23 protein-coding genes and 1 tRNA gene are annotated in these 23278 nt (G+C 69.5%); 7 read left to right on the top strand and 17 right to left on the bottom strand.

The window, feature by feature from the left end; translation table 11 throughout:
- Positions 1–15: 15 nt before the first annotated feature.
- Positions 16–921 carry a carbohydrate kinase family protein gene (locus AC1ECW_RS04470; protein ID WP_409705182.1) on the top strand — a complete coding sequence of 302 codons (906 nt, stop codon included), beginning with the start codon at positions 16–18 and terminating at the stop codon, positions 919–921.
- Positions 922–1002: 81 nt separating this feature from the next.
- Here AC1ECW_RS04470 and AC1ECW_RS04465 read toward each other — a convergent pair whose 3' ends face one another.
- The 8 genes from AC1ECW_RS04465 to AC1ECW_RS04430 all read right to left on the bottom strand — a co-directional run bounded on the left by AC1ECW_RS04465 (position 1003) and on the right by AC1ECW_RS04430 (position 11428).
- Positions 1003–1473, bottom strand: a complete 471-nt coding sequence (locus AC1ECW_RS04465; protein ID WP_409705185.1) for a histone H1-like DNA-binding protein — start codon at positions 1471–1473, stop codon at positions 1003–1005.
- Between the two features lie 210 nt (positions 1474–1683).
- Positions 1684–2835 carry a ribonucleotide-diphosphate reductase subunit beta gene (locus tag AC1ECW_RS04460; protein WP_409705188.1) on the bottom strand — a complete coding sequence of 384 codons (1152 nt, stop codon included), beginning with the start codon at positions 2833–2835 and terminating at the stop codon, positions 1684–1686.
- A gap of 208 nt (positions 2836–3043) precedes the next feature.
- Positions 3044–5956 (bottom strand): ribonucleoside-diphosphate reductase subunit alpha, encoded by a 2913-nt coding sequence (locus tag AC1ECW_RS04455; protein WP_409705190.1) that lies wholly within the window; start codon positions 5954–5956, stop codon positions 3044–3046.
- 437 nt (positions 5957–6393) lie between these two features.
- Entirely contained in the window at positions 6394–7002 is a 609-nt protein-coding gene (ampD, locus tag AC1ECW_RS04450) for a 1,6-anhydro-N-acetylmuramyl-L-alanine amidase AmpD (RefSeq protein WP_481201286.1), read from the bottom strand.
- Entirely contained in the window at positions 6989–8500 is a 1512-nt protein-coding gene (locus AC1ECW_RS04445) for a sigma-54-dependent transcriptional regulator (protein WP_481201285.1), read from the bottom strand. The genes ampD and AC1ECW_RS04445 overlap by 14 nt, the downstream gene beginning before the upstream one ends.
- On the bottom strand, positions 8497–10371 hold the full coding sequence (locus AC1ECW_RS04440) for a sensor histidine kinase (RefSeq protein WP_409705199.1): 1875 nt from the start codon (positions 10369–10371) through the stop codon (positions 8497–8499). Before AC1ECW_RS04440 ends, AC1ECW_RS04445 begins: the two co-directional genes overlap by 4 nt.
- Positions 10368–10604, bottom strand: a complete 237-nt coding sequence (locus AC1ECW_RS04435) for a PP0621 family protein (protein ID WP_409705202.1) — start codon at positions 10602–10604, stop codon at positions 10368–10370. Before AC1ECW_RS04435 ends, AC1ECW_RS04440 begins: the two co-directional genes overlap by 4 nt.
- Entirely contained in the window at positions 10598–11428 is an 831-nt protein-coding gene (locus tag AC1ECW_RS04430; RefSeq protein WP_409705205.1) for a cytochrome C assembly family protein, read from the bottom strand. The genes AC1ECW_RS04435 and AC1ECW_RS04430 overlap by 7 nt, the downstream gene beginning before the upstream one ends.
- A 74-nt stretch (positions 11429–11502) precedes the next feature.
- On the opposite strand from AC1ECW_RS04430, the gene ffh reads away from it, so the two are divergent.
- Both ffh and AC1ECW_RS04420 read left to right on the top strand, forming a co-directional pair.
- Positions 11503–12867, top strand: a complete 1365-nt coding sequence (ffh, locus tag AC1ECW_RS04425; protein ID WP_409710195.1) for a signal recognition particle protein — start codon at positions 11503–11505, stop codon at positions 12865–12867.
- Positions 12868–12896: 29 nt separating this feature from the next.
- Complete coding sequence (locus AC1ECW_RS04420; protein ID WP_409710192.1) at positions 12897–13592, top strand: DUF2726 domain-containing protein; 696 nt, start codon at positions 12897–12899, stop codon at positions 13590–13592.
- Here the strand turns inward: AC1ECW_RS04420 and ftsY are convergent, their stop codons facing one another.
- On the bottom strand, positions 13593–14633 hold the full coding sequence (gene ftsY / locus AC1ECW_RS04415; RefSeq protein WP_409710189.1) for a signal recognition particle-docking protein FtsY: 1041 nt from the start codon (positions 14631–14633) through the stop codon (positions 13593–13595). It lies immediately after the preceding gene.
- Between ftsY and rsmD the strand changes: the two genes are divergently transcribed.
- The 3 genes from rsmD to AC1ECW_RS04400 are packed head-to-tail and all read left to right on the top strand — an operon-like array spanning position 14632 to position 16126.
- The gene (gene rsmD, locus AC1ECW_RS04410; protein ID WP_481201284.1) at positions 14632–15315 is read left to right on the top strand and encodes a 16S rRNA (guanine(966)-N(2))-methyltransferase RsmD; all 684 of its coding nucleotides are present in this window, start codon (positions 14632–14634) and stop codon (positions 15313–15315) included. The genes ftsY and rsmD overlap by 2 nt on opposite strands.
- A complete protein-coding gene (gene coaD / locus AC1ECW_RS04405) occupies positions 15312–15812 on the top strand; it encodes a pantetheine-phosphate adenylyltransferase (RefSeq protein ID WP_409710495.1) in 501 nt (166 codons plus the stop codon). The genes rsmD and coaD overlap by 4 nt, the downstream gene beginning before the upstream one ends.
- A 20-nt stretch (positions 15813–15832) precedes the next feature.
- Positions 15833–16126 carry a YfhL family 4Fe-4S dicluster ferredoxin gene (locus tag AC1ECW_RS04400; protein ID WP_409710492.1) on the top strand — a complete coding sequence of 98 codons (294 nt, stop codon included), beginning with the start codon at positions 15833–15835 and terminating at the stop codon, positions 16124–16126.
- On the opposite strand, the gene AC1ECW_RS04395 is transcribed toward AC1ECW_RS04400, so the two are convergent.
- From AC1ECW_RS04395 to AC1ECW_RS04360, 8 genes are all read right to left on the bottom strand, one after another.
- Positions 16118–16540, bottom strand: a complete 423-nt coding sequence (locus AC1ECW_RS04395) for a hypothetical protein (protein ID WP_409710489.1) — start codon at positions 16538–16540, stop codon at positions 16118–16120. The two genes, AC1ECW_RS04400 and AC1ECW_RS04395, sit on opposite strands and share 9 nt — an antisense overlap.
- Positions 16537–17166: an aminoacyl-tRNA hydrolase gene (pth, locus tag AC1ECW_RS04390; RefSeq protein ID WP_481201283.1), complete on the bottom strand. Its 630-nt coding sequence runs from the start codon at positions 17164–17166 to the stop codon at positions 16537–16539. Before pth ends, AC1ECW_RS04395 begins: the two co-directional genes overlap by 4 nt.
- A gap of 79 nt (positions 17167–17245) precedes the next feature.
- Complete coding sequence (locus AC1ECW_RS04385) at positions 17246–17872, bottom strand: 50S ribosomal protein L25/general stress protein Ctc (protein WP_409709923.1); 627 nt, start codon at positions 17870–17872, stop codon at positions 17246–17248.
- Positions 17873–17951: 79 nt separating this feature from the next.
- Positions 17952–18914, bottom strand: a complete 963-nt coding sequence (locus AC1ECW_RS04380; protein ID WP_409658129.1) for a ribose-phosphate pyrophosphokinase — start codon at positions 18912–18914, stop codon at positions 17952–17954.
- Positions 18915–19053: 139 nt separating this feature from the next.
- Positions 19054–19130, bottom strand: a tRNA-Gln gene (locus AC1ECW_RS04375).
- Between the two features lie 56 nt (positions 19131–19186).
- The gene (gene ispE, locus AC1ECW_RS04370) at positions 19187–20050 is read right to left on the bottom strand and encodes a 4-(cytidine 5'-diphospho)-2-C-methyl-D-erythritol kinase (protein ID WP_409709926.1); all 864 of its coding nucleotides are present in this window, start codon (positions 20048–20050) and stop codon (positions 19187–19189) included.
- Positions 20047–20586: a lipoprotein insertase outer membrane protein LolB gene (locus AC1ECW_RS04365; RefSeq protein ID WP_409709929.1), complete on the bottom strand. Its 540-nt coding sequence runs from the start codon at positions 20584–20586 to the stop codon at positions 20047–20049. Before AC1ECW_RS04365 ends, ispE begins: the two co-directional genes overlap by 4 nt.
- Complete coding sequence (locus tag AC1ECW_RS04360) at positions 20583–22364, bottom strand: tetratricopeptide repeat protein (RefSeq protein WP_481201282.1); 1782 nt, start codon at positions 22362–22364, stop codon at positions 20583–20585. The genes AC1ECW_RS04365 and AC1ECW_RS04360 overlap by 4 nt, the downstream gene beginning before the upstream one ends.
- Before the next feature lie 53 nt (positions 22365–22417).
- Here AC1ECW_RS04360 and mutM point away from each other — a divergent pair, with 53 nt between their 5' ends.
- Complete coding sequence (gene mutM / locus AC1ECW_RS04355; protein ID WP_481201281.1) at positions 22418–23236, top strand: bifunctional DNA-formamidopyrimidine glycosylase/DNA-(apurinic or apyrimidinic site) lyase; 819 nt, start codon at positions 22418–22420, stop codon at positions 23234–23236.
- The last annotated feature ends 42 nt before the right edge of the window (positions 23237–23278 follow it).

The raw sequence follows: 23278 nt of genomic DNA, 5'->3' as shown, positions 1-23278 counted from the left end.
GCCCGGAGCTTGTCCATGCCTGCGCTGATTTGCGGTTCCCTCGCGTTCGACACCATCACCAACTTCCACGGACGCTTTCGCGATCAGATCCTGCCGGAACAGATCCACATCCTGAACGTCTCCTTTCTCGTGCCCACGCTGCGCCGCGAGTTCGGGGGCTGCGCCGGCAACATCGCCTACACACTGCACCAGCTCGGCGGCACCCCGCTGGTGATGGCCGCCCTCGGCAGCGACGGGCAGGACTACCTCCAACGCCTGCGCGACTGGGGCGTGTCCACCGAATTCGTGCGGGTGGTCGAGGACCACTACACCGCCCAGGCGATCATCATGACCGACCTGGACAACAACCAGATCACCGCCTTCCACCCGGGCGCGATGGCGCAGGCCCACCTCACCCGCATCAGCGCACACCCGGACATCGCCCTGGCCATCATCGCCCCGGACGGACGCGAGGCCATGCTCGGCCACGCCGAACAGCTCGCTGCAGCCGGCATCCCTTTCATCTTCGATCCGGGCCAGGGCCTGCCGATGTTCAACGGCGAGGAACTGCGCCGCTTCGTGTCCCAGGCCACCTGGGTCGCACTGAACGACTACGAGGCCCGCATGCTGTGCGAACGCACCGGCCAGGACCTGGCCACGCTGTCGCGTTCGCACCTGCGCGGCGTGGTGGTCACGCTCGGTGAGCAGGGCTGTGAAGTCTGGGTCCAGGGCGAGCGTCAGCACATCCCGGGCGTGAAGGCCCAGGCCGTGGTCGACCCCACCGGCTGCGGCGATGCCTTCCGCGCTGCGCTGCTCTATGGCCTGGAGCGCGGCTGGCCCCTGGCGCGCTGCGCCGAACTGGGCAACCGGCTGGGGGCGCTGAAGATCGCCTGCAGCGGCCCCCAGAACCACCGCGTCGACCGGGCCGCGCTCGGCCTGTGACCCCCTGAAAGAAAAAACCCGGCCAAGGCCGGGTTCTTGGTGCACAGGGCGCCGCCCGCGCAAGCAGCGGCGCCCGAGCGCTCAGGGCTTGTTGCCCGTCGGGAAAGGCCAGGCCGCCTGCGGGCTCAGGGCCGTCTTGGCGGCAGGTGCTGCCGGCGCTGCAGGGGCAGCGGGGGCAGGGGCAGCCTTCGCAGCAGGCTTCTTGGCCGCCGGCTTCTTCGCAGCCGCCTTCTTGGCCGGCGCCTTCTTGGCGACGGCCTTCTTGGCGGCGACCTTCTTCACCGCCGCCTTCTTGGCGGGGGCCTTCTTCGCGGGCGCCTTCTTGGCCGCGACCTTCTTCACCGCTGCCTTCTTGGCGGGCGCGGCCTTCTTGGCCACGACCTTCTTGGCCGGGGCCTTCTTGGCCGCGACCTTCTTCACCGCCGCCTTCTTAGCGGGTGCGGCCTTCTTGGCCACGACCTTCTTGGCCGGGGCCTTCTTCGCAGCGGCCTTCTTGGCGGCCGGCTTCTTCGCTGCCGCCTTCTTGGCGGCCGGTTTCTTCGCAGTTGCCATGACGAATCTCCTTGATCAAGTGGCAAAGAGCACCGCGCCGCTCGATACAGCGCGGAGATTCACTGCCCGGGGTTCTGTCCTTGCGGGACGCCCCGGTGCGGTGAATGCGTTGGCAGGCAGTCCGGGCGGCTTCTGCGTCCGCTGCGTCTGGCCTGCAGATCCTGTTGTTTTTCGTTCATGCCCCGAAGCCCGGCCTCATGCCGCGGCGCTTCAATCCCAGGACAGCGCGCCACCGGACTGGTACTCGATGACGCGGGTCTCGAAGAAATTGCGCTCTTTCTTCAGGTCGATCATTTCGCTCATCCACGGAAACGGGTTCTCCTCGTTCGGGAAGAGCTCCTCCAGGCCAATCTGCGTGGCGCGCCGATTCGCGATGTAGCGCAGATAGCCCTTGAACATCGAGGCATTCAGCCCCAGCACGCCGCGCGGCATGGTGTCCTCGGCGTAGCGGTACTCGAGCTCGACCGCCTTGAGGAACAGCGCCTTGATCTCGGCGCGGAATTGCGGCGTCCACAGGTGCGGGTTCTCGAGCTTGATCTGGTTGATCAGGTCGATGCCGAAGTTGCAGTGCATCGACTCGTCTCGCAGGATGTACTGGTACTGCTCGGCCGCGCCGGTCATCTTGTTCTGGCGGCCCAGCGCCAGGATCTGGGTGAAGCCGACGTAGAAGAACAGGCCCTCCATCAGGCAGGCGAAGACGATCAGGCTCTTGAGCAGCGTCTGGTCGTTCTCCGGCGTGCCGGTCTTGAAGGCCGGGTCCATGATCGCGTCGATGAAGGGGATCAGGAACTCGTCCTTGTCCCGGATCGAGGGGATCTCATGGTAGGCGTTGAAGATCTCGCCTTCGTCCAGCCCCAGCGACTCGACGATGTACTGGTAGGCGTGGGTGTGGATGGCCTCCTCGAACGCCTGGCGCAGCAGGAACTGACGGCACTCGGGCGCCGTGATGTGGCGGTAGGTGCCCAGCACGATGTTGTTGGCCGCCAGCGAATCGGCGGTGACGAAGAAGCCGAGGTTGCGCTTGATGATGCGGCGCTCGTCCTCGGTCAGGCCGTTGGGGTCCTTCCACAGCGCGATGTCGCGAGACATGTTGATCTCCTGCGGCATCCAGTGGTTGGCGCACGTGGCGAGGTACTTCTCCCAGGCCCACTTGTACTTGAACGGAACGAGCTGGTTGACGTCGGTCTGGCCGTTGATGATGCGCTTGTCGGCGACATTCACGCGGCGCGTGGAGACCGGGGCGGCGGCAAGCGCTGCCGCCTGGGGTGACGATGCCGCGGACCGCGCTGCGCCAGGCGTCACGGACACGGTCTGCATCGCAAGAGAGTTCGAAGCTTGGAGGTCTTCTTCCCAGGCCAACATGGTGGACTTCCTATGGGTGCGAATTATGAGAGTGTTGTGTTCAAACACCAAGCACTTCTTGACAACGACGCGATGAACTTGTTGCTGTGCTGCATCGAAATCGGCACTCGATGCAGCTCGTCATCGCAGCCTGGAGCGGGAACACACACGATGGAGGCGATGCGAGCACGCAGCCAGGCGCCGCGCCTCGCATCGCACAGGTCTGTGTTTACTGGCAGGCCTCGCAGGTCGGATCGTCGATCGCGCAGAACTTCACATCGGTCGCGGGCACGGCGGCCATCTGCGCACGCGCCTGCTCGGCCGCGGTCTCCAGCGCCGAGGCAGCGGACGTCACGCCGCCCTGCGTGGGCACGGCATTGAGCTGGCCCGTCTTCACCGTGGACTTCTCGGCATGCGTCGCGCCGATGGTGCGCAGGTAGTAGGTGGTCTTCAGGCCACGCTGCCAGGCGAGCTTGTAGGTCTCGTCGAGCTTCTTGCCCGAGGCGCCGGCCATGTAGATGTTCAGGCTCTGGGCCTGGTCGATCCACTTCTGCCGACGCGCGGCGGCCTCGACCAGCCACATCGGCTCGATCTCGAAGGCCGTGGCATAGAGCTGCTTGAGGTCCTCGGGCACACGATCAATGCGGCGCAGCGAGCCGTCGAAATGCTTGAGGTCCATGACCATCACGTCATCCCACAGGTCCAGCTTCTTCAGGTCGCGCACCAGGTACTCGTTGACCACGGTGAATTCACCCGAGAGGTTGGATTTGACCGAGAGGTTGCCGAAGCAGGGCTCGATCGAAGCGTCCACGCCGATGATGTTGGAGATGGTCGCCGTCGGGGCGATGGCCACGCAGTTGGAGTTGCGCATGCCGTGCCGGGCGATGCGGCTGCGCAGCGCCTCCCAGTCCATCGTCGAGGAGGTGTCCACCTCGACGTAGCCGCCGCGCTCCTGCGCCAGCAGCTTCAGCGTGTCCAGCGGCAGGATGCCGCGGTCCCACAGCGAGCCGCGGTAGCTGGAATAGCGGCCACGCTCCTCGGCCAGCTCGGTGGACGCCCAGTAGGCGTAGTAGCACACCGCCTCCATGGAGCGGTCGGCGAACTCCACGGCAGCCTGGCTGGCATAGGGGATGCGCAGTTGGTACAGGGCGTCCTGGAAACCCATGATCCCCAGGCCGACCGGGCGGTGGCGCAGGTTGGAGTCGCGGGCCTTCTTGACGGCGTAGTAGTTGATGTCGATGACGTTGTCCAGCATGCGCATGGCCGTGGCCACCGTCTTCTTCAGCTTCTCGTGGTCGATGCCGCCGTCTTTGAGGTGCCGCGCCAGGTTCACCGAGCCCAGGTTGCACACGGCGATTTCCTGGTCGTTGGTGTTCAGCGTGATTTCGGTGCACAGGTTGCTGCTGTGCACCACGCCGACATGCTGCTGCGGCGAACGCACGTTGCAGGCGTCCTTGAAGGTGATCCACGGATGCCCGGTCTCGAACAGCATGGTCAGCATCTTGCGCCACAGATCGACGGCCCGCACCTTCTTGTAGAGCTTGATCTCGCCGCGCGCGACCATCTCCTCGTAGCGGGTATAGGCGGCCTCGAAGTCCTTGCCGAACTTGTCGTGCAGGTCCGGGCAGGTGGAGGGCGAGAACAGCGTCCACTCGCCGTTTTCCATCACCCGCTTCATGAACAGATCGGGGATCCAGTTCGCCGTGTTCATGTCGTGGGTGCGGCGGCGGTCGTCGCCGGTGTTCTTGCGCAGTTCGAGGAACTCCTCGACGTCCAGGTGCCAGGTTTCGAGGTAGGCGCACACCGCACCCTTGCGCTTGCCGCCTTGATTGACGGCCACGGCGGTGTCGTTGACCACCTTCAGGAAAGGCACGACGCCCTGGCTTTCCCCGTTGGTGCCCTTGATGTGGCTGCCCAGCGCGCGCACGCGCGTCCAGTCGTTGCCCAGGCCGCCGGCGAACTTCGACAGCAGCGCGTTTTCCTTGATGGCCTCGTAGATGCCGTCCAGGTCGTCGGGCACGGTGGTGAGATAGCAGCTGGATAGCTGCGAGCGGCGCGTGCCGGAGTTGAACAGGGTGGGCGTGCTCGACATGAAGTCGAAGCTCGACAGCACCTCGTAGAACTCGATGGCGCGGGCCTCGCGGTCGATCTCGTTGAGCGCCAGGCCCATGGCCACGCGCATGAAGAAGGCCTGCGGCAGCTCGATGCGCTGCTTGCGGATGTGCAGGAAGTAGCGGTCGTACAGGGTCTGCAGGCCCAGGTAGTCGAACTGCAGGTCGCGCTCGGCCTTGAGCGCCGCACCCAGACGGGCCAGGTCGAATTGCAGCAGCCGCTCGTCGAGCAGCTCGGCGTCCACCCCCTTCTTGATGAAGCCAGGGAAGTACTCGGCATAGCGCTGGTGCATCTCGGCCTGGGTGACCTCCTCGCCGAGGATCTCCTTGCGGATGGTGTGCAGCAGCAGCCGCGCGGTGGCGCGGGTGTAGGCCGGGTCCTTCTCGATCAGGGTGCGCGCGGCCAGGATGGCGGCCTTGTGCACCTCGTCCATCGGCACGCCGTCGTAGAGGTTGCGGCGCGTCTCGGCCAGGATGGGCTCGGGCTTGACGTCCTCGCCCAGGCCCTCGCAGGCGGACACGATCAGGGCTTGCAGGCGGTTCATGTCCAGCGGCACGCGGTGGCCGCCATCGACCACCATCAGCGCCGGCTGGGTCTGCTGGGCGGCGGCTTGCTCGCCCTGGCGCGCACGCTCCTGGGCGCGGCGCTCACGATAGAGCACGTAGGCCCGTGCCACCTCGTGGTGGCCGCCGCGCATCAGGCCGAGCTCGACCTGGTCCTGCACGTCCTCGATGTGGAAGGTGCCTCCGCCCGGGCGCGAGCGCAGCAGGGCGCGCACCACCGCCTCGGTGAGGCTGTCCACCGTCTCGCGCACGCTGGCCGAGGCCGCACCCTGCGTTCCGTGCACCGCCAGAAAGGCCTTCATCAGGGCCACCGCGATCTTGTGCGGCTCGAAGGCGACCACCGCACCGTTGCGGCGGATGATCTGGTAGCCGGCATAGGCCGAGGTGGTGGTACCGGCCGGACGGCCGGCGGCGGCGCTGAAGGCGGAGCCGGCGTGCGGCTCGGTGCTGGCGATGGTGGTCTGCATGGATTCCCCTAGATCTGCATACGGTGTGGCATGGCCCGCAGCGTCGGTGGCCGGGCGAGGTCCCAATGGCCGGCCCGACGGGCAGTCGTGCACTTGTTGTCTGGACATCTGCGCTGCGCGCGGCTCCGGCGGCTCGGCGGCCGGCCTGGCTGACGTGTGTCACCGTGTCTCGGAGGGGCGCACGGCATCGCAGTGAAAAACACTATATCTAGTGTACCGGACCGTTTCAAGCGCTATCCCTAGTGTCCGAAGGACACGCAATGCAGGATTGACGAATGCGGGATTTGGTGCTTGCGCTGCCCGTGCGACGAAGCGCTCGAACCGCCTGACCGGCCGCCAGGCCGCAGCACGACGGCCACCGCGCGAGCGCATCCAGGCTGGATGCGGGCTGGCGCCGCGTCGTTCGGCGCCAAGCCGCGCCGGCATTGGCGTGGGCGTCAGCTCGCCGCAGGGTCCAGGGGGGTGAAGCACGCCGGCGGCCAGCCCAGCAAGCGTTGCAAGCCCTCCCAATCGAAGGCCGCGCCGGGGTCGGCCTTGCGGAGCGGGGCCACATGTTCGTGACCGGTGACGTGGGCGATCGGATACGCTGCACGCAGATCGCGCAGCAAGGCGGCGAGCACGCGGTACTGCACCGGCGCGAAGGCCTCGCCCTCCAGGCCCTCGAGCTCGATGCCCACGCTGAAGTCGTTGCAGTTCTCGCGCCCCCGGAACGCGGAGCGGCCTGCATGCCAGGCCCGTCGATCGCAGGAGACGAACTGCAGCAGCTCGCCGTCGCGCCGCACCACGAAATGGGCCGACACCTCCAGCCCGCGCAGGCGTTCGAAGTAGGGATGCCGGCACACGTCGAGCCGGTTGGTGAAGAAGGCCTCGATCTCGTCACCGCCGTAGCGGCCCGGCGGCAGGCTGATCGAGTGGATCACCACGAGGTCGGGCACCGTGCCCGGGGGGCGTTCTCCCTGATTGGGGCTGGGCACCGCACGCGCGCCGGCCAGCCAGCCCTCGCGCCAGCGTGCGGCCGGCTCGCGCGCCGGCTCAGTCGGCGGCATCGCCATCGGTGGCCACGCCATGCTCGGCCACCATCACGCCCAGCCGCGCCATGCGGTAGCGCATCTGCCGCAGGGACAGGCCGAGGCTGGCACCGGCCGCGGTGCGGTTGTAGCGGTGCCGCTCCAGCGCACGGATGAGGATGTCGCGCTCGACGGAGTCGAGGTAGGCCTCCAGGTTGGACGGCAAGGCCGGCTCGCCGGTGGCACCGCCGTGCGCCGTCGAAGGCGGTGCGGGGGCGTCGAGATCCTGGGACTGGGTGTCGCCGTCCAGGTCGTCGGGCAGGGACAGCGCCCCTTCGTCGACCCAGTCGCCGCCGGACAGGGCGACGGCGCGGTGCAGCAGGTTCTCCAGCTCGCGCACATTGCCAGGGAAGGCATAGCGACGCAATTGCTCCAGCGCCTGCGGCGCCAGCCGCGGGGGCGGCCACACGCCGGCATCCTGGGCGATGCGTTCGAGCACACGCTCGCAGATGGCCGGCAGATCCTCCAGGCGCTCGCGCAGCGGCGGCACACGGATCTGGATGACGTTGAGGCGGTAGTACAGATCCTGACGGAAGCGCCCGGCCTGCACCTCGGCGGCCAAGTCCTTGTGAGTGGCGCTGATGATGCGCACGTCCACCGGCGTCTCGCTCACCGCCCCCACCGGGCGCACGGCACGCTCCTGGATGACGCGCAGCAGCTTGGACTGCATCGACAGCGGCAGGTCGCCGATCTCGTCGAGGAAGAGGGTGCCGCCGCGCGCGGCCTGGAAGAAGCCTTCACGGTCCTCGTTGGCGCCGGTGAAGGCCCCCTTGCGGTAACCGAAGAATTCGGCCTCCAGCAGTTGCTCGGGAATGGCACCGCAGTTGACCGCGATGAAGGGCTGATCCTGGCGCGGGCTGACCTCGTGGATGGCGCGCGCGACCAGTTCCTTGCCAGTGCCCGATTCGCCAGCCACCAGGACCGGTGCCATGCTGCGGGCCACCTTGTCGATGAGGCTGCGCACTTGCTGCATGGCCGGGGATTGGCCGGCCATGCGCTCCAGGGCCCGGCGCGCCGCACCACCGGTGCCGCCCGCGCCCGTGCGCACGGCAGACCGCGGCGCAGGGGCCGCAGCCACCGGCACCGAGGGGCCGGCTGCGCTCTGACGCCCGAGCGCCGAGGCGATCACCGCGCGGAACTGCCGCAGGTCCACCGGCTTGGTGAGGTAGTCGTAAGCCCCCGCCTTGAGCGCCTCGACGGCGTTCTCCGGCGAGCCGAAGGCGGTGATCACGATGGTCTTCTCGCGCCGGCCGGCCTGTTCGAGGCGGCGCAGCAGGTCCAGGCCGGTGCCGTCGGGCAGGCGCACGTCGGTGATCACGGCGCTGTAGGTGCGGTCGCGCAGCCGCGCCCAGGCATCCTCGACGCTGGAGGCCGTCTCCACGTCGTAGCCCTCGCGCAGCAGCGTCAGCTCGTACAGGGTGCGCAGGTCGGGTTCGTCGTCGACGACCAGCAAGCTGTAATGGGAGGCGAGCGTCATGTGTCGAGGTGCAGGGTGGGCGCGTCGGCATCGAGCGCTTCGCGCCGCATGACCAGGTAGAACTCGTTGCGCGCGACGTGGTGGGCGCCGCGCAGGCGGTAGTCGATGGTCGCGCCGTAGCGCTCGCACAACTCCTTGCAAATATACAGGCCCAGACCGGTGCCGCGGCTGCGCGTCGAGAAGAAGGGCTCGAAGAGATAGCGCTCGACCTCGGGAGGAATCGGCGCCCCGTCGCTGGCCACACTCAAGGTGACGACGCTCTCGCCATCGGGATACAGGCGCACCTCCACACTGCCGGGCCGGCCCGAGGCATGGCGGTAGGCATTGTCCAGCAGGTTGACGAGCACGCGGCGCAGGTGGTCGGGGTCGAAACGCGAGCCCAGCGGTTGCTTGGGCAGCTCCAGGCGCAGCGCGCTGCGCTCGTCCTGCGGCAGCCGTGCGGTGCGCGACCACTCGCTGCACACGGTGGCCACCAAGGCGGTCAGGTCCACCACCGGGGCGGTGGCCGCCGGTCCGCCGGGGGCGACTTCCATCACGTCATCGACGATGCGCTTGAGGCGCTCGACGTTGTCGCTGACCATCTGCGTGAGCTGGCGCTGGGCCGGCGTGACGGCATCCTCGGCCATCAGCGCATTGGCCTGGGCGATGGCCGCCAGCGGGTTGCGGATCTCATGCGCGATGCCGGCCGAGATGCGTCCCATCGCGGCGAGTTTCTCCTGGCGCACACGCGCCTGCACGTCGCGCTCGTCCTCCAGGAACAGCACGCACAGCTCCTCGCTGCTGTCCGGATCGCGACGGCGGGTGAAACGCATGCGCACCCGCAGCACGCGCTCCAGGCCCGAGTCGAAGATCAGATGGATCTCGCGCCCCGCCTGGGGCCACTGGCCTTCGGCAAAGGCACGCCGCACCGCCTGGGCCAGCGGTTCCCAGGCCGGCTGGGATTGCAGCGGGAAAGGAGCCGGCCGCGCCAGGCCCGAATCCGAGATGATGCGCCGTGCCGCCGGATTGGCCGCGCGCACCTTGCCCCGGCGGTCGACCACCAGAACGCCGTGATGCAGCTCGTCGATCACCAGGCGGTTGAGCTGCGCCTGCTGGCGGGCCAGCTCCAGGCTGCCGCGGGCGGCGAGTTCCTCGCGGGCCAGCCGGCCGGCCATCTCGCCGGCCAGGATCGCGATCACGAAGAAGCCGCTGGCCACCAAACCGGCCTGGGTCATCAGCACGCCGAGGTCGCCGCCGCGGGCCGCTTCGCGCCAGGCCTCGCCCAGCAGCATCAACGTGACGGCGGCCGCCACCGCCAGCGCGGTCTGACGCCGGGTCAGCACCCCGGCCATCAGCACCGGCAGCACCAGCAGGGGCACGAAATTGAGCCCGCCCCGCGGTGCGATCAGATGCAAACTCCCAAAGGCCGCCACATCCACCACGACGGTGGCCAGCCACTGGGCGCGGCTCAGACGCGATGGGCTGCCCCCCGCCGCGGCGCCCTGGCGGCGGTAGACGACCCAGGTGGCCAGGGTCAGGGCCGCGTAGGCCACGCATCCGGCCAGCACGGGCCAGGGCACGCCGGTGCCCAGACCTGCCGAAGCGAGCTGGGTGCTCAGCAGCAGCAGTCCCACCACCACCCGCGCGCCGAGGAAGGCCCGGAAGATGCGCTGGAACGAGGGCATGCCCGGGCCGAGCAGGCGGCGGGCGTGGCGGGTGAGGAAGCGCGAGTCCTCGCTGGGCAGGGTGCTGCCGTCGTTGTAGCGGGACTCCTCGTCGATCTGCGTGTCCTGCTCGACCCCGAGTGCGGCGAACCAGGACTCCGGCGCGGGCCGTTCGGCCTCGGCGGCCGTGCGCGGCGCGGAGCGTCGTTGCGGGATCCGCCGGCTCATCGGGGGCCGGCCAGGCGATGGGCCGCGCTGCAGTAATGTCGGCCGTCCTCGCCCTTCACGGCCTCGGCCAGGGGCAGATGCAGCCCGCAGTGTGCGCAGTCGACCATGGCCTCGGGGCGCGCCTGCGGGCCCGCGCTCCTGGGCGGCGCCGGCCCCTCGTCGCGACGGCGGGCGCTGCGCAGCAGCCACACCACCGCCAGCACGACCAGCGCCACGACGAGATACTTCACCATGCCCCTCCCGCGGACGCGGCCCGGCGCAGCAACACCTCGATCACGAAGCGCGAACCGGCATAGGCCAACAGCAGCAGGCCGGCCCCGGTGTAGAGCCAGCGCGTGGCCTTGCGTCCGCGCCATCCGAAAGCGCGACGGCCCGCCAGCAGGCCCGCGAACACGCCCCAGGCAAGCATCGAGAACACCGTCTTGTGATCCCAGCGCCAGGGATCGGCGAACCACCAGCCCAGCACGAGCGCTGCCGTCAGCACCACGAAGCCGGCCGCAACGAAGCGGAAGGTCAGCTTCTCCAGCCGCAACAGCGGCATCCCCAGCGGCGTGGGCGGCAAGGCGCCGCGGTGGATGCGCATCTGACGCTCGGCGTGCGACAGCAGGCCCGCATGCAGCACGGCCGCGCCGAACAGGCCGTAGGAGGCGATGCCCAGCACCCAGTGCAGGGGCATCCAGGGCGAGTCGGCGTGCGCCCGCACCTCGCCAGGGAAGGCCAGCATCAGGGCCACCGCCAGCACGCCCAGCGCGGCCAGCCAGCGCTGCACGCCGGGCAGCGGCACGAAGCGGCTCTCGATCGCATAGACCGCCAGCACCAGCCACAGGGTGGCCGACAGCGCAGGGGCGAAACCGAAGCGCGCCCCTTCGAGACCCGCGCCCAGCCCTGCGGTATCGAGCACGAGGGCCAGCGCATGGGCCACCCAGCCCACCGCCAGCGCCCAGCGCGCGGCGCCAAGCGCACGTTCGCTGCGCAGGGCCGCCAGCGCATAGGCCAGCAGCGCGACACCGCCGGCCGCCAGCGTCAGGAAGGACGGACCAAGGGACGCAGTCAGCATGCAAAACGAAGGTCTAGAATCATCCGCACAGTGTACTTTCGCGGCCGGGCCCCACCGGCCCGGCCGCCTCCCCCATGGCCTCCACCCTTTCCGATCGCCTGTCGCGGCTGGTCAAGCAGATGCGCGGCCAGGCCCGCATCACCGAGAGCAACGTCCAGGACATGCTGCGCGAGGTGCGCATGGCGCTGCTCGAAGCCGACGTCGCGCTGCCCGTCGTGCGCGACTTCATTGCGCGCGTGAAGGAACGTGCGTTGGGCCAGGAGGTGGTGGGCTCGCTGTCACCCGGGCAGGCGCTGGTCGGCGTGGTGCACAAGGAGCTTGCGGCGACGATGGGCGAAGGGGTCAGCGACCTCAACCTCGCGGCCCAGCCGCCGGCCGTGATCCTGATGGCCGGCCTGCAAGGCGCGGGCAAGACCACCACCACCGCAAAGCTGGCGCGCCATCTGATCCAGTCGCGCAAGAAAAAGGTGCTCACGGTCTCGGCCGACGTCTACCGGCCCGCGGCCATCGAGCAGCTCAAGACGGTCACCCGGGCCGCCGGTGCAGAGTGGTTCCCGTCCCAGCCGAGCGACCGGCCGCTGGACATCGCCCGCGCCGCGCTGGACCATGCCCGCCGGCACTACTTCGATGTGCTGATCGTCGACACCGCCGGCCGCCTGGCCATCGACGAGGCCCTGATGGCCGAGATCCGCGAGCTGCACGCGGCCCTCAAGCCGGTGGAGACGCTGTTCGTGGTCGATGCGATGCAGGGCCAGGACGCGATCAACACCGCCCGCGCCTTCAAAGAGGCCCTGCCGCTGACCGGTATCGTGCTCACCAAGCTCGACGGCGACTCGCGCGGCGGCGCTGCCCTGTCGGTGCGCACCGTCACCGGTGCGCCGATCAAGTTCGCCGGCGTGTCCGAGAAGATCGACGGCCTGGAGGTCTTCGACGCTCAACGCCATGCCGGCCGCGTGCTGGGCATGGGTGACATCGTCGCCCTGGTCGAGGAGGTGCAAAAGGGCGTCGACATGGAGGCCGCCCGCAAGTTGGCCGAGAAGGTCAAGGCGGGCGACGGCTTCGACCTCAACGACTTCCTCGCGCAGATCAGTCAGATGAAGAAGATGGGCGGGCTCTCGGGTCTGCTCGACAAGCTGCCCACGCAGCTCGCCGCCAAGGCCGGTCAGGCCGACATGGCGCGCGCCGAGCGCGAGGTGCGCCGCATGGAAGGCATCATCAACGCCATGACGCCGCTGGAGCGCCGCAAGCCCGAGCTGATCAAGGCCAGCCGCAAGCGCCGCATCGCCGCGGGTGCAGGCGTGCAGGTGCAGGAGGTCAACCGCCTGCTCAACCAGTTCGAGCAGATGCAAGGCATGATGAAGAAGATGAAGGGCGGCGGCCTGATGAAGCTGATGAAACGCATGGGCGGCATGAAGGGTCTGCCCGGAATGGGGCGCTAAAGTCGCCCCCCACGACATTCGAACCAGCCATGGATTTGATCCTTCTCCTGGTGCTCGCCGCGATCGTGGTGCTCGGCCTGGTGTTCTGGCTCACGCGCCGCCCCGCTGCGGGCAGCGGCTCGCGGCCGCGCACCGTCGAAGCCTTGGACACGCTGATGGCCTGGCAGCCCACGCCCACGCGCGTGCTCACCGGGCCGGAGCGCGAAGCCTATGTGGTGCTGCGCCGCGCCCTGCCCGAGCACCTCGTCTTCGCCCAGGTGCCGCTGGCGCGTTTTCTCAAGGTGCCCACGCGCCACTCCTACACCGAGTGGCTGCGCCGCGTGGGCCAGATCTGCGCCGACCTGGTCATCTGCGAACCCAACTCGCTGGCGGTGGCCGTCGTCGAGGTGCGCGCCCCCGAGGGTCAGGACAGCGAGCGCGCCCTCAAGCGGCAGGCGCGCATGGAGCGGGTCGTCCGCGCGGCCGGATTGCCGCTGCACGTCTGGCACGAAGGTGCGATCCCCGACGTCGAACAGGCCCGCGCCTCGATCCTGCAGTCCTTGGGCCTGCTCACCACTGAGGAGGGGGCGGCCCACGTGAGCACCCGCGGCGCCGAAGGCTCCGCAGCATCGCGTCGGCCGCCCGCAGCAGCCGAGGTGGCCGACCCCCCGTCGTCAACCTGGTTCGACGACCTGGACTCGGCGCCGGCGCCGCTGTCGCCGCCGCAGGCCTCCCGCCGCCGCTGATCAGCTCAGCAACGCCTGCGCGAATTCGCGCGCCTGGAAGGTCTGCAGGTCCTCCAGCTTCTCGCCCACGCCGATGAAGTAGACCGGGATCGGCCGCTCGCGCGCCAACGCGGCCAATGCACCGCCCTTGGCCGTGCCGTCGAGCTTGGTGACGACGAGCCCGGTGAGCTGCAAGGCTTCGTCGAAGGCCTTGACCTGGGCCAGGGCGTTCTGGCCGGTGTTGCCGTCCACCACCAGCAGCACTTCGTGCGGGGCGGTCGGATCGGCCTTGGCGATCACGCGCCTGATCTTCTTCAGCTCCTCCATCAGGTGCAATTGCGTAGGCAATCGCCCGGCCGTGTCGGCGATCACCACGTCGCAGCCGCGCGAACGGCCGGCAGTGACGGCATCGAAGGTCACGGCCGCCGGGTCGCCCCCTTCCTGGCTGACGATCTCCACCCGGTTGCGGTCGGCCCACACCGAGAGCTGCTCGCGCGCCGCCGCGCGGAAGGTGTCGGCCGCGGCCAACAGCACCTTCTGGCCGGCATCGGCCAGGTGGCGCGTGAGCTTGCCGATGCTCGTGGTCTTGCCCGCGCCATTCACCCCTACCACCATGATCACCGTGGGCTGGTGTTCGCCCACCGTCAGCGGCTTTTCCAGCGGGGCGAGCAATTCGGCCAGTGCGTCGACGAGCAGGGCCTTGACGGCCGCCGGGTCGGTGGCCTTGTGCTCCTTCACACGCCGGCGCAGGTCGTTCAGCAGGAACTCGGTGGCCTTCACCCCGGCATCGGCCATCAGCAGGGCCGCTTCGAGCTCCTCATAAAGGGCCTCGTCGATCCGAGTGCCGGTGAACACCTGCGACAGGCTGCTGCCCGTCTTGCGCAGGCCGCTGCGCAGGCGCTCCATCCAGGAGCGGCGCGCGATCGGCTCGGCCGCAGTGGCGGCCGCGGGCGCTTCGGCGGGCGGGGCGATCGGCTCGGCGGGCCCGGCCGCCGGGGCCGGCGCCGGTGCTGCGCAGGGGGTCTGAGGCGGCGGGGTCTTCTTGCGGAAAAAACTGAACATGGGTGTCGGGGTCCTCGAGCCCGATTCTAGAATCCAGGCCGTGTCTGCCCCCCGCCCCTCTTCCCCGCCCCGGCCTGAGCGTCGCGCCCCGGCCCATGAGGTGCGCATCATCGGCGGCCTGTGGAAGCGCAGCAAGCTGCCGGTGCCCGACCGCCCCGGCCTGCGGCCCACGCCCGACCGCGTGCGCGAAACCCTGTTCAACTGGCTTGGCCAGGACTTGAGCGGCTGGCGCTGCCTGGATGCCTTTGCCGGCAGCGGGGCCCTGGGGCTGGAGGCGGCCTCCCGCGGCGCCGCGCGTGTGCTGATGCTCGAACGCGATGCGGCGCTGGTGCGCGGCCTGCGCGAGACGGTGCAACGGCTGAAGGCCGGCAGCGTCGAGATCCAGGCAGCCGATGCCCTGGCCTGGATGCGCCGGCACGCCCGGCCCGACTGGGACCTCGTCCTGCTGGACCCGCCTTTCGACGCCAATCTCTTCACCGCCGCTGCGGCTGCCGCCCGGCCCTTGCTCGCCCCCGGCGGGCTCATCTACCTCGAGGCCGACCGGGCCTGGAGCGACGCCACTGCCGCCTTGCTGGGCCTCACACTGTGGCGCCAGGGCCGGGCCGGTGCGGTGCACTACCACCTGCTGCGTGCCGCCGCGCCTACACTGGCGGCACCCGCCCATCTGCCAACCACACCATGACCCGCTCCCACCGCATCACCGCCGTCTACCCGGGCACTTTCGACCCCATGACCCTGGGCCACGAAGACCTGATGCGCCGGGCCAGCACGCTGTTCGACGCCCTCATCGTGGCCGTGGCCGCCGGCCACCACAAGCGCACGCTGTTCTCGCTCGAGGAGCGCCTGGAGCTCGCCCGCGAGGCTGCCGCGAGCCATCCCAACGTACAGGTGATGTCCTTCGCCGGCTTGCTGCGCGACTTCGTCGTCTCCCAGCAAGCCAAGGTCGTGGTGCGGGGCCTGAGGGCCGTGAGCGACTTCGAGTACGAGTTCCAGATGGCCGGCATGAACCGCCAGCTGATGCCCGAGGTCGAGACGGTCTTCCTGACCCCCTCGGACCAGTACCAGTTCGTCTCGGGCACCTTCGTGCGCGAGATTGCCATGCTCGGCGGTGATGTTTCCAAGTTCGTGGCACCCTCGGTGCTCGAGCGCCTGCGCCACAAGGTGAAGCAGGCGAACTGAAAGAGGAACGGGGTGCCGCCATGGCCCTGATGATCACCGACCAGTGCATCAATTGCGACGTCTGCGAGCCCGAGTGCCCGAACCAGGCGATCTCGATGGGGCCAGAGTACTACCAGATCGACCCTCAGCGCTGCACCGAGTGTGTGGGGCATTTCGATGCGCCCCAGTGCGTGCAGGTCTGCCCGGTGGAATGCATCCCGATCAACCCCGACCACCGCGAGGACCAGGAGACACTCTGGGCCAAGTACCGCCGCCTGCAGGCGCAGCAGATGGCAGGCCCGCCCGGTGCGGCCGCGGGCCCCGGCTCAGCGTGAGGCCGGCCGGGCCTTGCCAGGTTTCGGCGGCTTTGGCAGCCTGACCTTGTAGTCCTTGGGTCGGCGCGAGCTGCGCGGGTCTTGCGCCCGATCGGCAGCAGCTGCCCGCGGCGGTTCGTCGTCCGGCGGCCGCTGTGCGGCCCGCAGGGCTGCCTCGCGGCGCAGGCGCTCCTGTTCCAGCTCGTCGGCCGTCCAGCCCTGGCGCAGGCTGTGCTCCAACGCCTGGCGTTGCTGATCGGGGGTGCGCGGGTCGGCCAGGTCGGTGCGCACCCGCGCATCGGGGCAGGGCCGGTCGCTGTACTGGTTGCCGCAGCGGTACACCGGCTGGGCCGCGACGAGCGGGGCCGCCAGCGCGAGCACGGCCCCAACCCGCCAATGGCGAGATAGCACCGGGGCTCGCGCGTGCCGGCTCATCGGGACGGCTCCGTGGGGGTGTCCTGAGGCGCGCGGGGGGGCACGGGCCGCGCATGGATGAGGCGGGAGGCGGCCTCCATCTCGCCGCGCAACAAGGGCGCCAGCGCCGCCCGGGACCGTGTGATGCAGTCCTCGATGGCCTCGCGCTCGGCCGCCGGCGGCTTGCGCAGCACGTAATCGGCCACCTCGGCCTTCACGCCCGGGTGACCGATGCCCAGGCGCAAGCGCCAGAAGTCGGGGCTGCCGAGCTGGGCCTGGATGTCCTTCAGGCCGTTGTGGCCGGCATGCCCGCCGCCCCGCTTGATCTTCATCTGGCCGGGCAGCAGGTCGAGCTCGTCGTGCACGACGAGAATCTCCTGCGGCTCGATCTTGAAAAAGCGCGCCAGCGCCGCCACCGACCGGCCCGACAGATTCATGTAGGTCTGGGGCTGGAGCAGCCACACCGCAGCCTCCACCCCGGCCAGCGGGCGGTTCACACGGGCGACCAGGCCCTGATAGGCACGCTCAGGCAGCAGGTTCACGCCGAGCTGGCGTGCGACATCGTCGATCCACCAGAAGCCGGCGTTGTGCCGGGTGGCCTCGTATTGCGGCCCGGGGTTGCCCAGGCCCACCAGCAGTCGAATCATGGGCGCCATTATTCCCCCGGCCCGCATAACGAAAAACCCCGCCGAAGCGGGGTCTGTTGCAACGTCGAAGTGCCGACGCTCACTTCTTCTTCTTCGCGTCCTTGCCCTTGGCGGGAGCAGCCGCCGGCGCCGGGGCAGCGATGACTTCCTCGACCGGCTCGACCACCGACACCACCGCCGGGTTGGGCTTGCCATGGGTCATGACCTTGATGCCCTTGGGCAGCTTCAGATCGTTGACGTGCAGGGTCTGGCCCTTGACCAGTTCGCCCAGGTCGACTTCCAGGAACTCGGGCAGGGCCTGCGCCAGGCACTGGATCTCGAGTTCGTTGAGGATCTTGTTGACGAGGCACTTGTCGGTCTTGACGGCCGGCGAGTTCTCCTCGTTGATGAAGTGCAGCGGCACTTTCTTCTGGATCTTGGTCTTGGGATCGACACGCTGGAAGTCCACGTGCAGCACCAGGGGCTTGAACGGGTGCATCTGCACGTCGCGCAGCAGCACCTTTTCGACCTTGCCGGCCAGCTCCATGTCGAGGATGGAGGCGTGGAAGGCCTCCTTCTTCAGCGCGAAGAACAGCGCGTTGTGATCGAGCTCGATCGGCTGGGGCTCACCGGCCCCGTAGACGATGCCAGGCACCTTGCCGGCGCGGCGCAGGCGGCGGCTCGCTCCGGTCCCCTGCACAGTGCGCTCGTATGCAACGAATTTCATGCAACTCTCCAATGAGTCAGCGTCCGCGACCAGACGCAAGAAACGGGGGGCTCGAAGGCCGCCCCACCAATGAACCGGATCAGAAGTTGTTGTTCTGCTCCGAGAACAGGGACGTGACCGATTCGCCGTCGGAAATGCGGCGGATGGTCTCGGCAAACAGGAAGGCCACCGAGAGCTGGCGGATCTTGGGGATCGACCGTGCCGCCTCGGCCAGCGGGATGGTGTTGGTGATCACCACCTCATCGAGTTCGGAATTGCGGATGCGCTCGAGCGCCGGACCGGAGAACACCGGGTGGGTGCAGTAGGCGTATACCGACTTGGCGTTGCGCTCCTTGAGCACCTCGGCGGCCTTCACCAGCGTGCCGGCGGTGTCGATCATGTCGTCCATGATCACGCAGTTGCGGTTCTCGATCTCGCCGATGACGTGCATCACCTCGGAGACATTGGCCTTGGGGCGGCGCTTGTCGATGATGGCCAGGTCGCAGCCGAGCTGCTTGGCCAGCGCACGCGCGCGCACCACGCCGCCCACGTCGGGCGACACCACCACGAGGTCGTGGTAGTTCTTGCTCTTGAGGTCGGACAGCAGCACCGGCGAGGCGTAGATGTTGTCGACCGGGATGTCGAAGAAGCCCTGGATCTGGTCGGCGTGCAAGTCCATGGTCAGCACGCGGTTCACGCCCACGGCTTCGAGCATGTTGGCCACGACCTTGGCGGAGATGGGCACGCGGGTGGAGCGCGGACGGCGGTCCTGACGGGCATAACCGAAATACGGGATCACCGCGGTGATGCGCCGGGCCGAGGCGCGCTTGAGCGCATCGACCATGATGAAGAGCTCCATCAGGTGCTCGTTGGTCGGCGCGCAGGTGGGCTGGATGATGAAGATGTCGCGCCCGCGCACGTTCTGCTGGATCTCGACAGCGACCTCGCCGTCGGAGAAGCGGCCGACCGAAGCCTGGCCCAGCGACAGGCCCAGGTGGTTGGCGATCTCGAGGGAAAGCGCCGGATTGGCGTTGCCGGTGAACAGCAGGGTGTCGGACAGCATCGTGGGCTCCGTCGGACCGGCACCGGCAGGAGCCGGCGCCCGTGTACGCCCCCGCGGTCCGGTGCCCGGGGGCCTTTCCAAAACTGCAGAACCTCTGGATGGTCCCCCACGGGGCTCATCCAGAGGTTCTGGATTGTGGTGGCAGGGGAGGAAGGATTCGAACCCTCGAATGTCGGAATCAAAATCCGATGCCTTAACCGACTTGGCGACTCCCCTACACCGGACGTCGCCCGGGCCTGCTGGCCCTGGCGCCGACCTTCAACTCGTCGCGCTCAATCCGAAACCCAGCCCGCAAGGGGATGTCGCTCCAGACTGCGGCACCTGCGCCACTGCCAGCCCTCGGGCAGATCGGGATCCGCCGGGCCGGCACCGGACACGGTGCCTGCTTCCTTGCCGACCCACGCGAAGACCGCACTGCCCGAACCGGTCATGCGGCTGTTGCCGCAACGCCTTTTCAAGCACTCCAGCGCTTGACCGACCGACGCGCAAAGCGCCACTGCTGCCGCTTGCATGTCGTTCCTGCCAAATCCCTGGGGGTCTGCAAGAAAGTCCGCAACTATAGCAGGTTTTGTGTCGCGTACCAAGAGGGGGCTGGCAAAGATGTCCCGGGTGGCCAGGCCCTGCGGGGGCTTGAGCACCTCCAGCACGGCCCCGGGCAGCGCAAGCGGGGTGAGGCGCTCGCCGATGCCCTCGACCCAGGCCGGCCCGGGGCCCAGGAAGAAGGGCACGTCCGCGCCCACGGTGGCCCCCAGGGCGATGAGCCGCGCGCGCGGCCAGTGCAGGCCCCACAGGCGGTTCAGCGCGATCAGCGTGGTGGCCGCATCCGAGCTGCCACCGCCCAGGCCCGCGCCCCAGGGCACCTGCTTGTCGAGGTGGATGTCGGCGCCGTAGCGGGTGCCGCTGGCCGCCTGCAGGGCGCGTGCCGCGCGCAGGCACAGGTCGTCCTCGGGCAAGGCCGCCCCCAGGTCGTGACGCCGCAGCCGGCCGTCCTCGCGACGCTCGACATGCAGGGTGTCGCACCAGTCGATGGGCACGAAGACCGATTGCAGCAGGTGGTAGCCGTCTGCGCGGCGGCCCACCAGGTGCAGGAAAAGGTTCAGCTTGGCCGGTGCCGGCAGGTCGTAGCAGGCTTTCATGAGTCCACCCGGGCCCGCACAGTCACCGGCACGGGCGCAGCGCGGCGCGCCACGATCAGCCCCTGGTCTGCGCCGTCGAGTTCGACGGTCCAGCCCAGTTGCACGAAGCCGGGCCCGCCCTCGCGCGGCCGGCTCGACGCCCCCGGCCAGGGGCGGGCCCGCAGCCAGTCGAACAAGGCTTCCACCGGCAGCGATTCGCCCATGAGCTCACGCGTGAGTTCGTCCAGGCTCGCGTAGTCCTGGCGTCGCCCCTGCGTCTGCACCCAGGCCTGGCCGGGCTGCCAGCGCGCCACGGCCAGCACGGTCCCCAGCGGACTGGCCAGGCGCAGTTCGCCCCGGTCGGGCCGGCCGAGCAGCTCGAACACGGCCGTGGTCGAGCGCACCTCCTGCGGTGCGTCCACGCGCACGGCCAGCCGCCCCGAGACAGCCAGGGCCAGGGCCTCGTCGGGCGCCGGCAGGCTGGCGCAACCGGCCAGCCCCGCCAGCGCCATCGCGGCCAGGCCTGCGCGCAGCCGGAACCCGCCCGAGCGCGTCACAGGTCCACCTTGAACCGGCGCAAGGTCTCGCGCAGCACCTCGTTGGAGGCATCACGCGCCTGGCCTTCACGCCAGATGCTGCGCGCTTCCTCGCGCCGGCCCAGCACCCACAGCACCTCGCCCAGGTGGGCGGCGATCTCGGTGTCGGGGCGCGCCTGGTAGGCCCGCTGCAGGTGCTGCAGCGCTTCCTCGCGCTGGCCCATGCGGTACTTCACCCAGCCCAGACTGTCGACGATGAAAGGCTCGTCGGGCGCGAGCGACAGGGCTTTCTCGATGAGGGCTCGCGCCTCGTCCAGGCGCAGGTTGCGATCGGCCAGCGTGTAGCCCAGGGCGTTGTAGGCATGGTAGTGGTCGGGCTTGAGCTCGATGACACGCCGCAACAGCCGCTCCATCGCATCCAGGCGGTCGGTCTTCTCGGCCATCATCGCCTGTTCGTAGAGCAGGTCCACGTCATCGGGGAAGCGTTCGCTGGCCTGTCCCAGCACCTGGTAGGCCCGCGGCCACTGGCGCTGGTCGCGCAGCAGGTGGGCCTCGGCCAGCAGCTTGGCGCGCGCCATCTCCGGCTCGTCCTCGGGCAGGCGACGGATCAGCGCGATGCCTTCGTCCAGGCGGCCCTGGCGGGCCAGCAGGGAGGCACGGCGCTGCTGCACGCTCAGCGCCGCGGCGGGGTCGTCCACACGTGCAAGCCACTGCTCGGCCTGTTGCATCTGCCCGCGCGACTCGGCGGCCTGGGCCAGCATGAGATAGGCCTGCGTCAGGCCCTCGGCCGTGACGGCCATGGCCGGGTCGTCCGAGGCCGGCGTGAGCGCGCCCAGGTCGACATAGCGCCGCAGGGCCTGTTCGGCCGCCGCAGGCTCCTTGAGCTCTAGGCGCAGGGCTCCCAGGCTGAGCCAGCCGGCCGCCAGCGCGGGTTCGAGACGAAGCGCCTCCTCGAGCTGGGCGACGGCCTCGACATAGCGCTGCAAGCTCACGAGCTGGCGCACATAGCCCAGCCGCAGCGCATGGCCCCGGGGCCGCGCCTGCAGGTAGGCGGCCATCAGGGTGTCGGCCTGCGGCTGCTGGCCCACCAGTTCGAGCGCAACGAGGGCCGGCCCCTCGGCGGCGGCATCGTGTTGCTGGGCCTGCCGGGCCAGCGCCAGTGCCTGGGCCGGCTCGCGCAGCAACAGGCGCATGCGCGCCTGCGCCACCAGCGCGGCCACACGCGTGTCGGGCTGGTCGAGGTAGGGCTGCAGCACCGCGTCGAGCATTGCAACGACCTCGGGCAACTGCGCGGCGCGGGCGAAATGGCGCGGCAGCAGCGCAATCGCCGCGGCCCGCTCGGCCGGCGGCGTACGCTCCAGCAGGGCCCGCAGGGGCTCTTGCGCCTGTGCCGCGCGGCCCAGACCCACCTGGATCTGCGCCAGGTAGCGCAGCGCGTCGAGCGAGCCGGGCGCGGCCGTGCGCCAGGCCTGCGCGGCCGCCAGGGCCTGCTCGCCGGCGCGGGCCTGCAAGGCGATGTCGGTGGCACGCTGGAACAGGCGCTCGTCGCGGGTTTTACGTCCTGCATCGAGCAGCAGTTCGTAAGCCGTGCCGGCGGCCCCGGCGCGCAGTTCCATCTCGGCGACGAGGAGCTGGTAGAACAACGCGGCGTCCAGGGCCGAGTTCACCACGGCCGGCTCGGCCGGGCGCGGCGGCACAGCGGCCGCCACAGGCTGGGCCCGGGCCGGGGCGCCCCAGAGCACGGCCGAAGCGGCCAGGGCCGCGGCCAGCACTCGCAGATTCAGGGGACGCATCGGCATGGGCAACTCCTCAAAGTCGATTCGATTCTACGGACGCCTGGATAATTCCCCGCATGCCCGAACTGCCCGAAGTCGAAGTCACCCGGCAAAGTTTCGCCTCGCAGCTGGCCGGGGCCCGCGTGCTGGGCGTGCGCCTGGGCAAGCCGCTGCGCTGGCCGCTGGGGTGTGCGCCCGAATCCTTGCACGGACAGACCCTGGGCGAGGCCCGTCGCCGCGGCAAGTATCTGTGGCTGCCGCTGGAGCGTGGCGGGCTGCTGCTGCACCTGGGCATGTCGGGTTCGCTGCGCTACGACCGCACCCATCCGCCGCCCGGGCCGCATGACCATTTCGACCTGTGGACCACCCGCGGCCTGCTGCGGCTGCATGACCCGCGGCGTTTCGGTGCCGTGGTGTGGTCGGATTCGCTGGAGGCCGACCCCGCACGCAAGCTGCTGGCCCCACTGGGAGCTGAACCGCTGGAGCCCGGCTTCGACGGGGCCGTGCTGCACGCCGGCCTGCGCGGCCGCCGGGTGGCGGTCAAGCAGGCCCTGCTGGCCGGCGACGTGGTCGTGGGCGTGGGCAACATCTACGCCAGCGAGGCGCTGTTCGCCGCGGGCATCGACCCGCGCACCCCGGCCGCTCGCCTGAGCCGGCCACGCTGCGAACGCCTGGCGGCGGCCATCCGCGACACGCTGGCGCGCGCGCTGGCCGCCGGCGGCTCGACACTGCGCGACTTCCGCGACGCCCAGGGCCACAACGGCGCCTTTCAGGACGAGGCGCGCGTCTACGGCCGCGAAGGCCGCCCCTGCGGCGTGTGCAGCACGCCCATCCGCCGCATCGTGCAAGGCCAGCGCTCCACCTACTTCTGCCCGCGGTGCCAAAAGCGCGGCTGACGGCCCGGGCCTGCACGACGGCAGCCGTAGCAAAAGGTAACG

It is taken from the genome of Caldimonas hydrothermalis (assembly GCF_056746695.1).
This window is presented reverse-complemented; position numbering and strand designations above follow the sequence as displayed.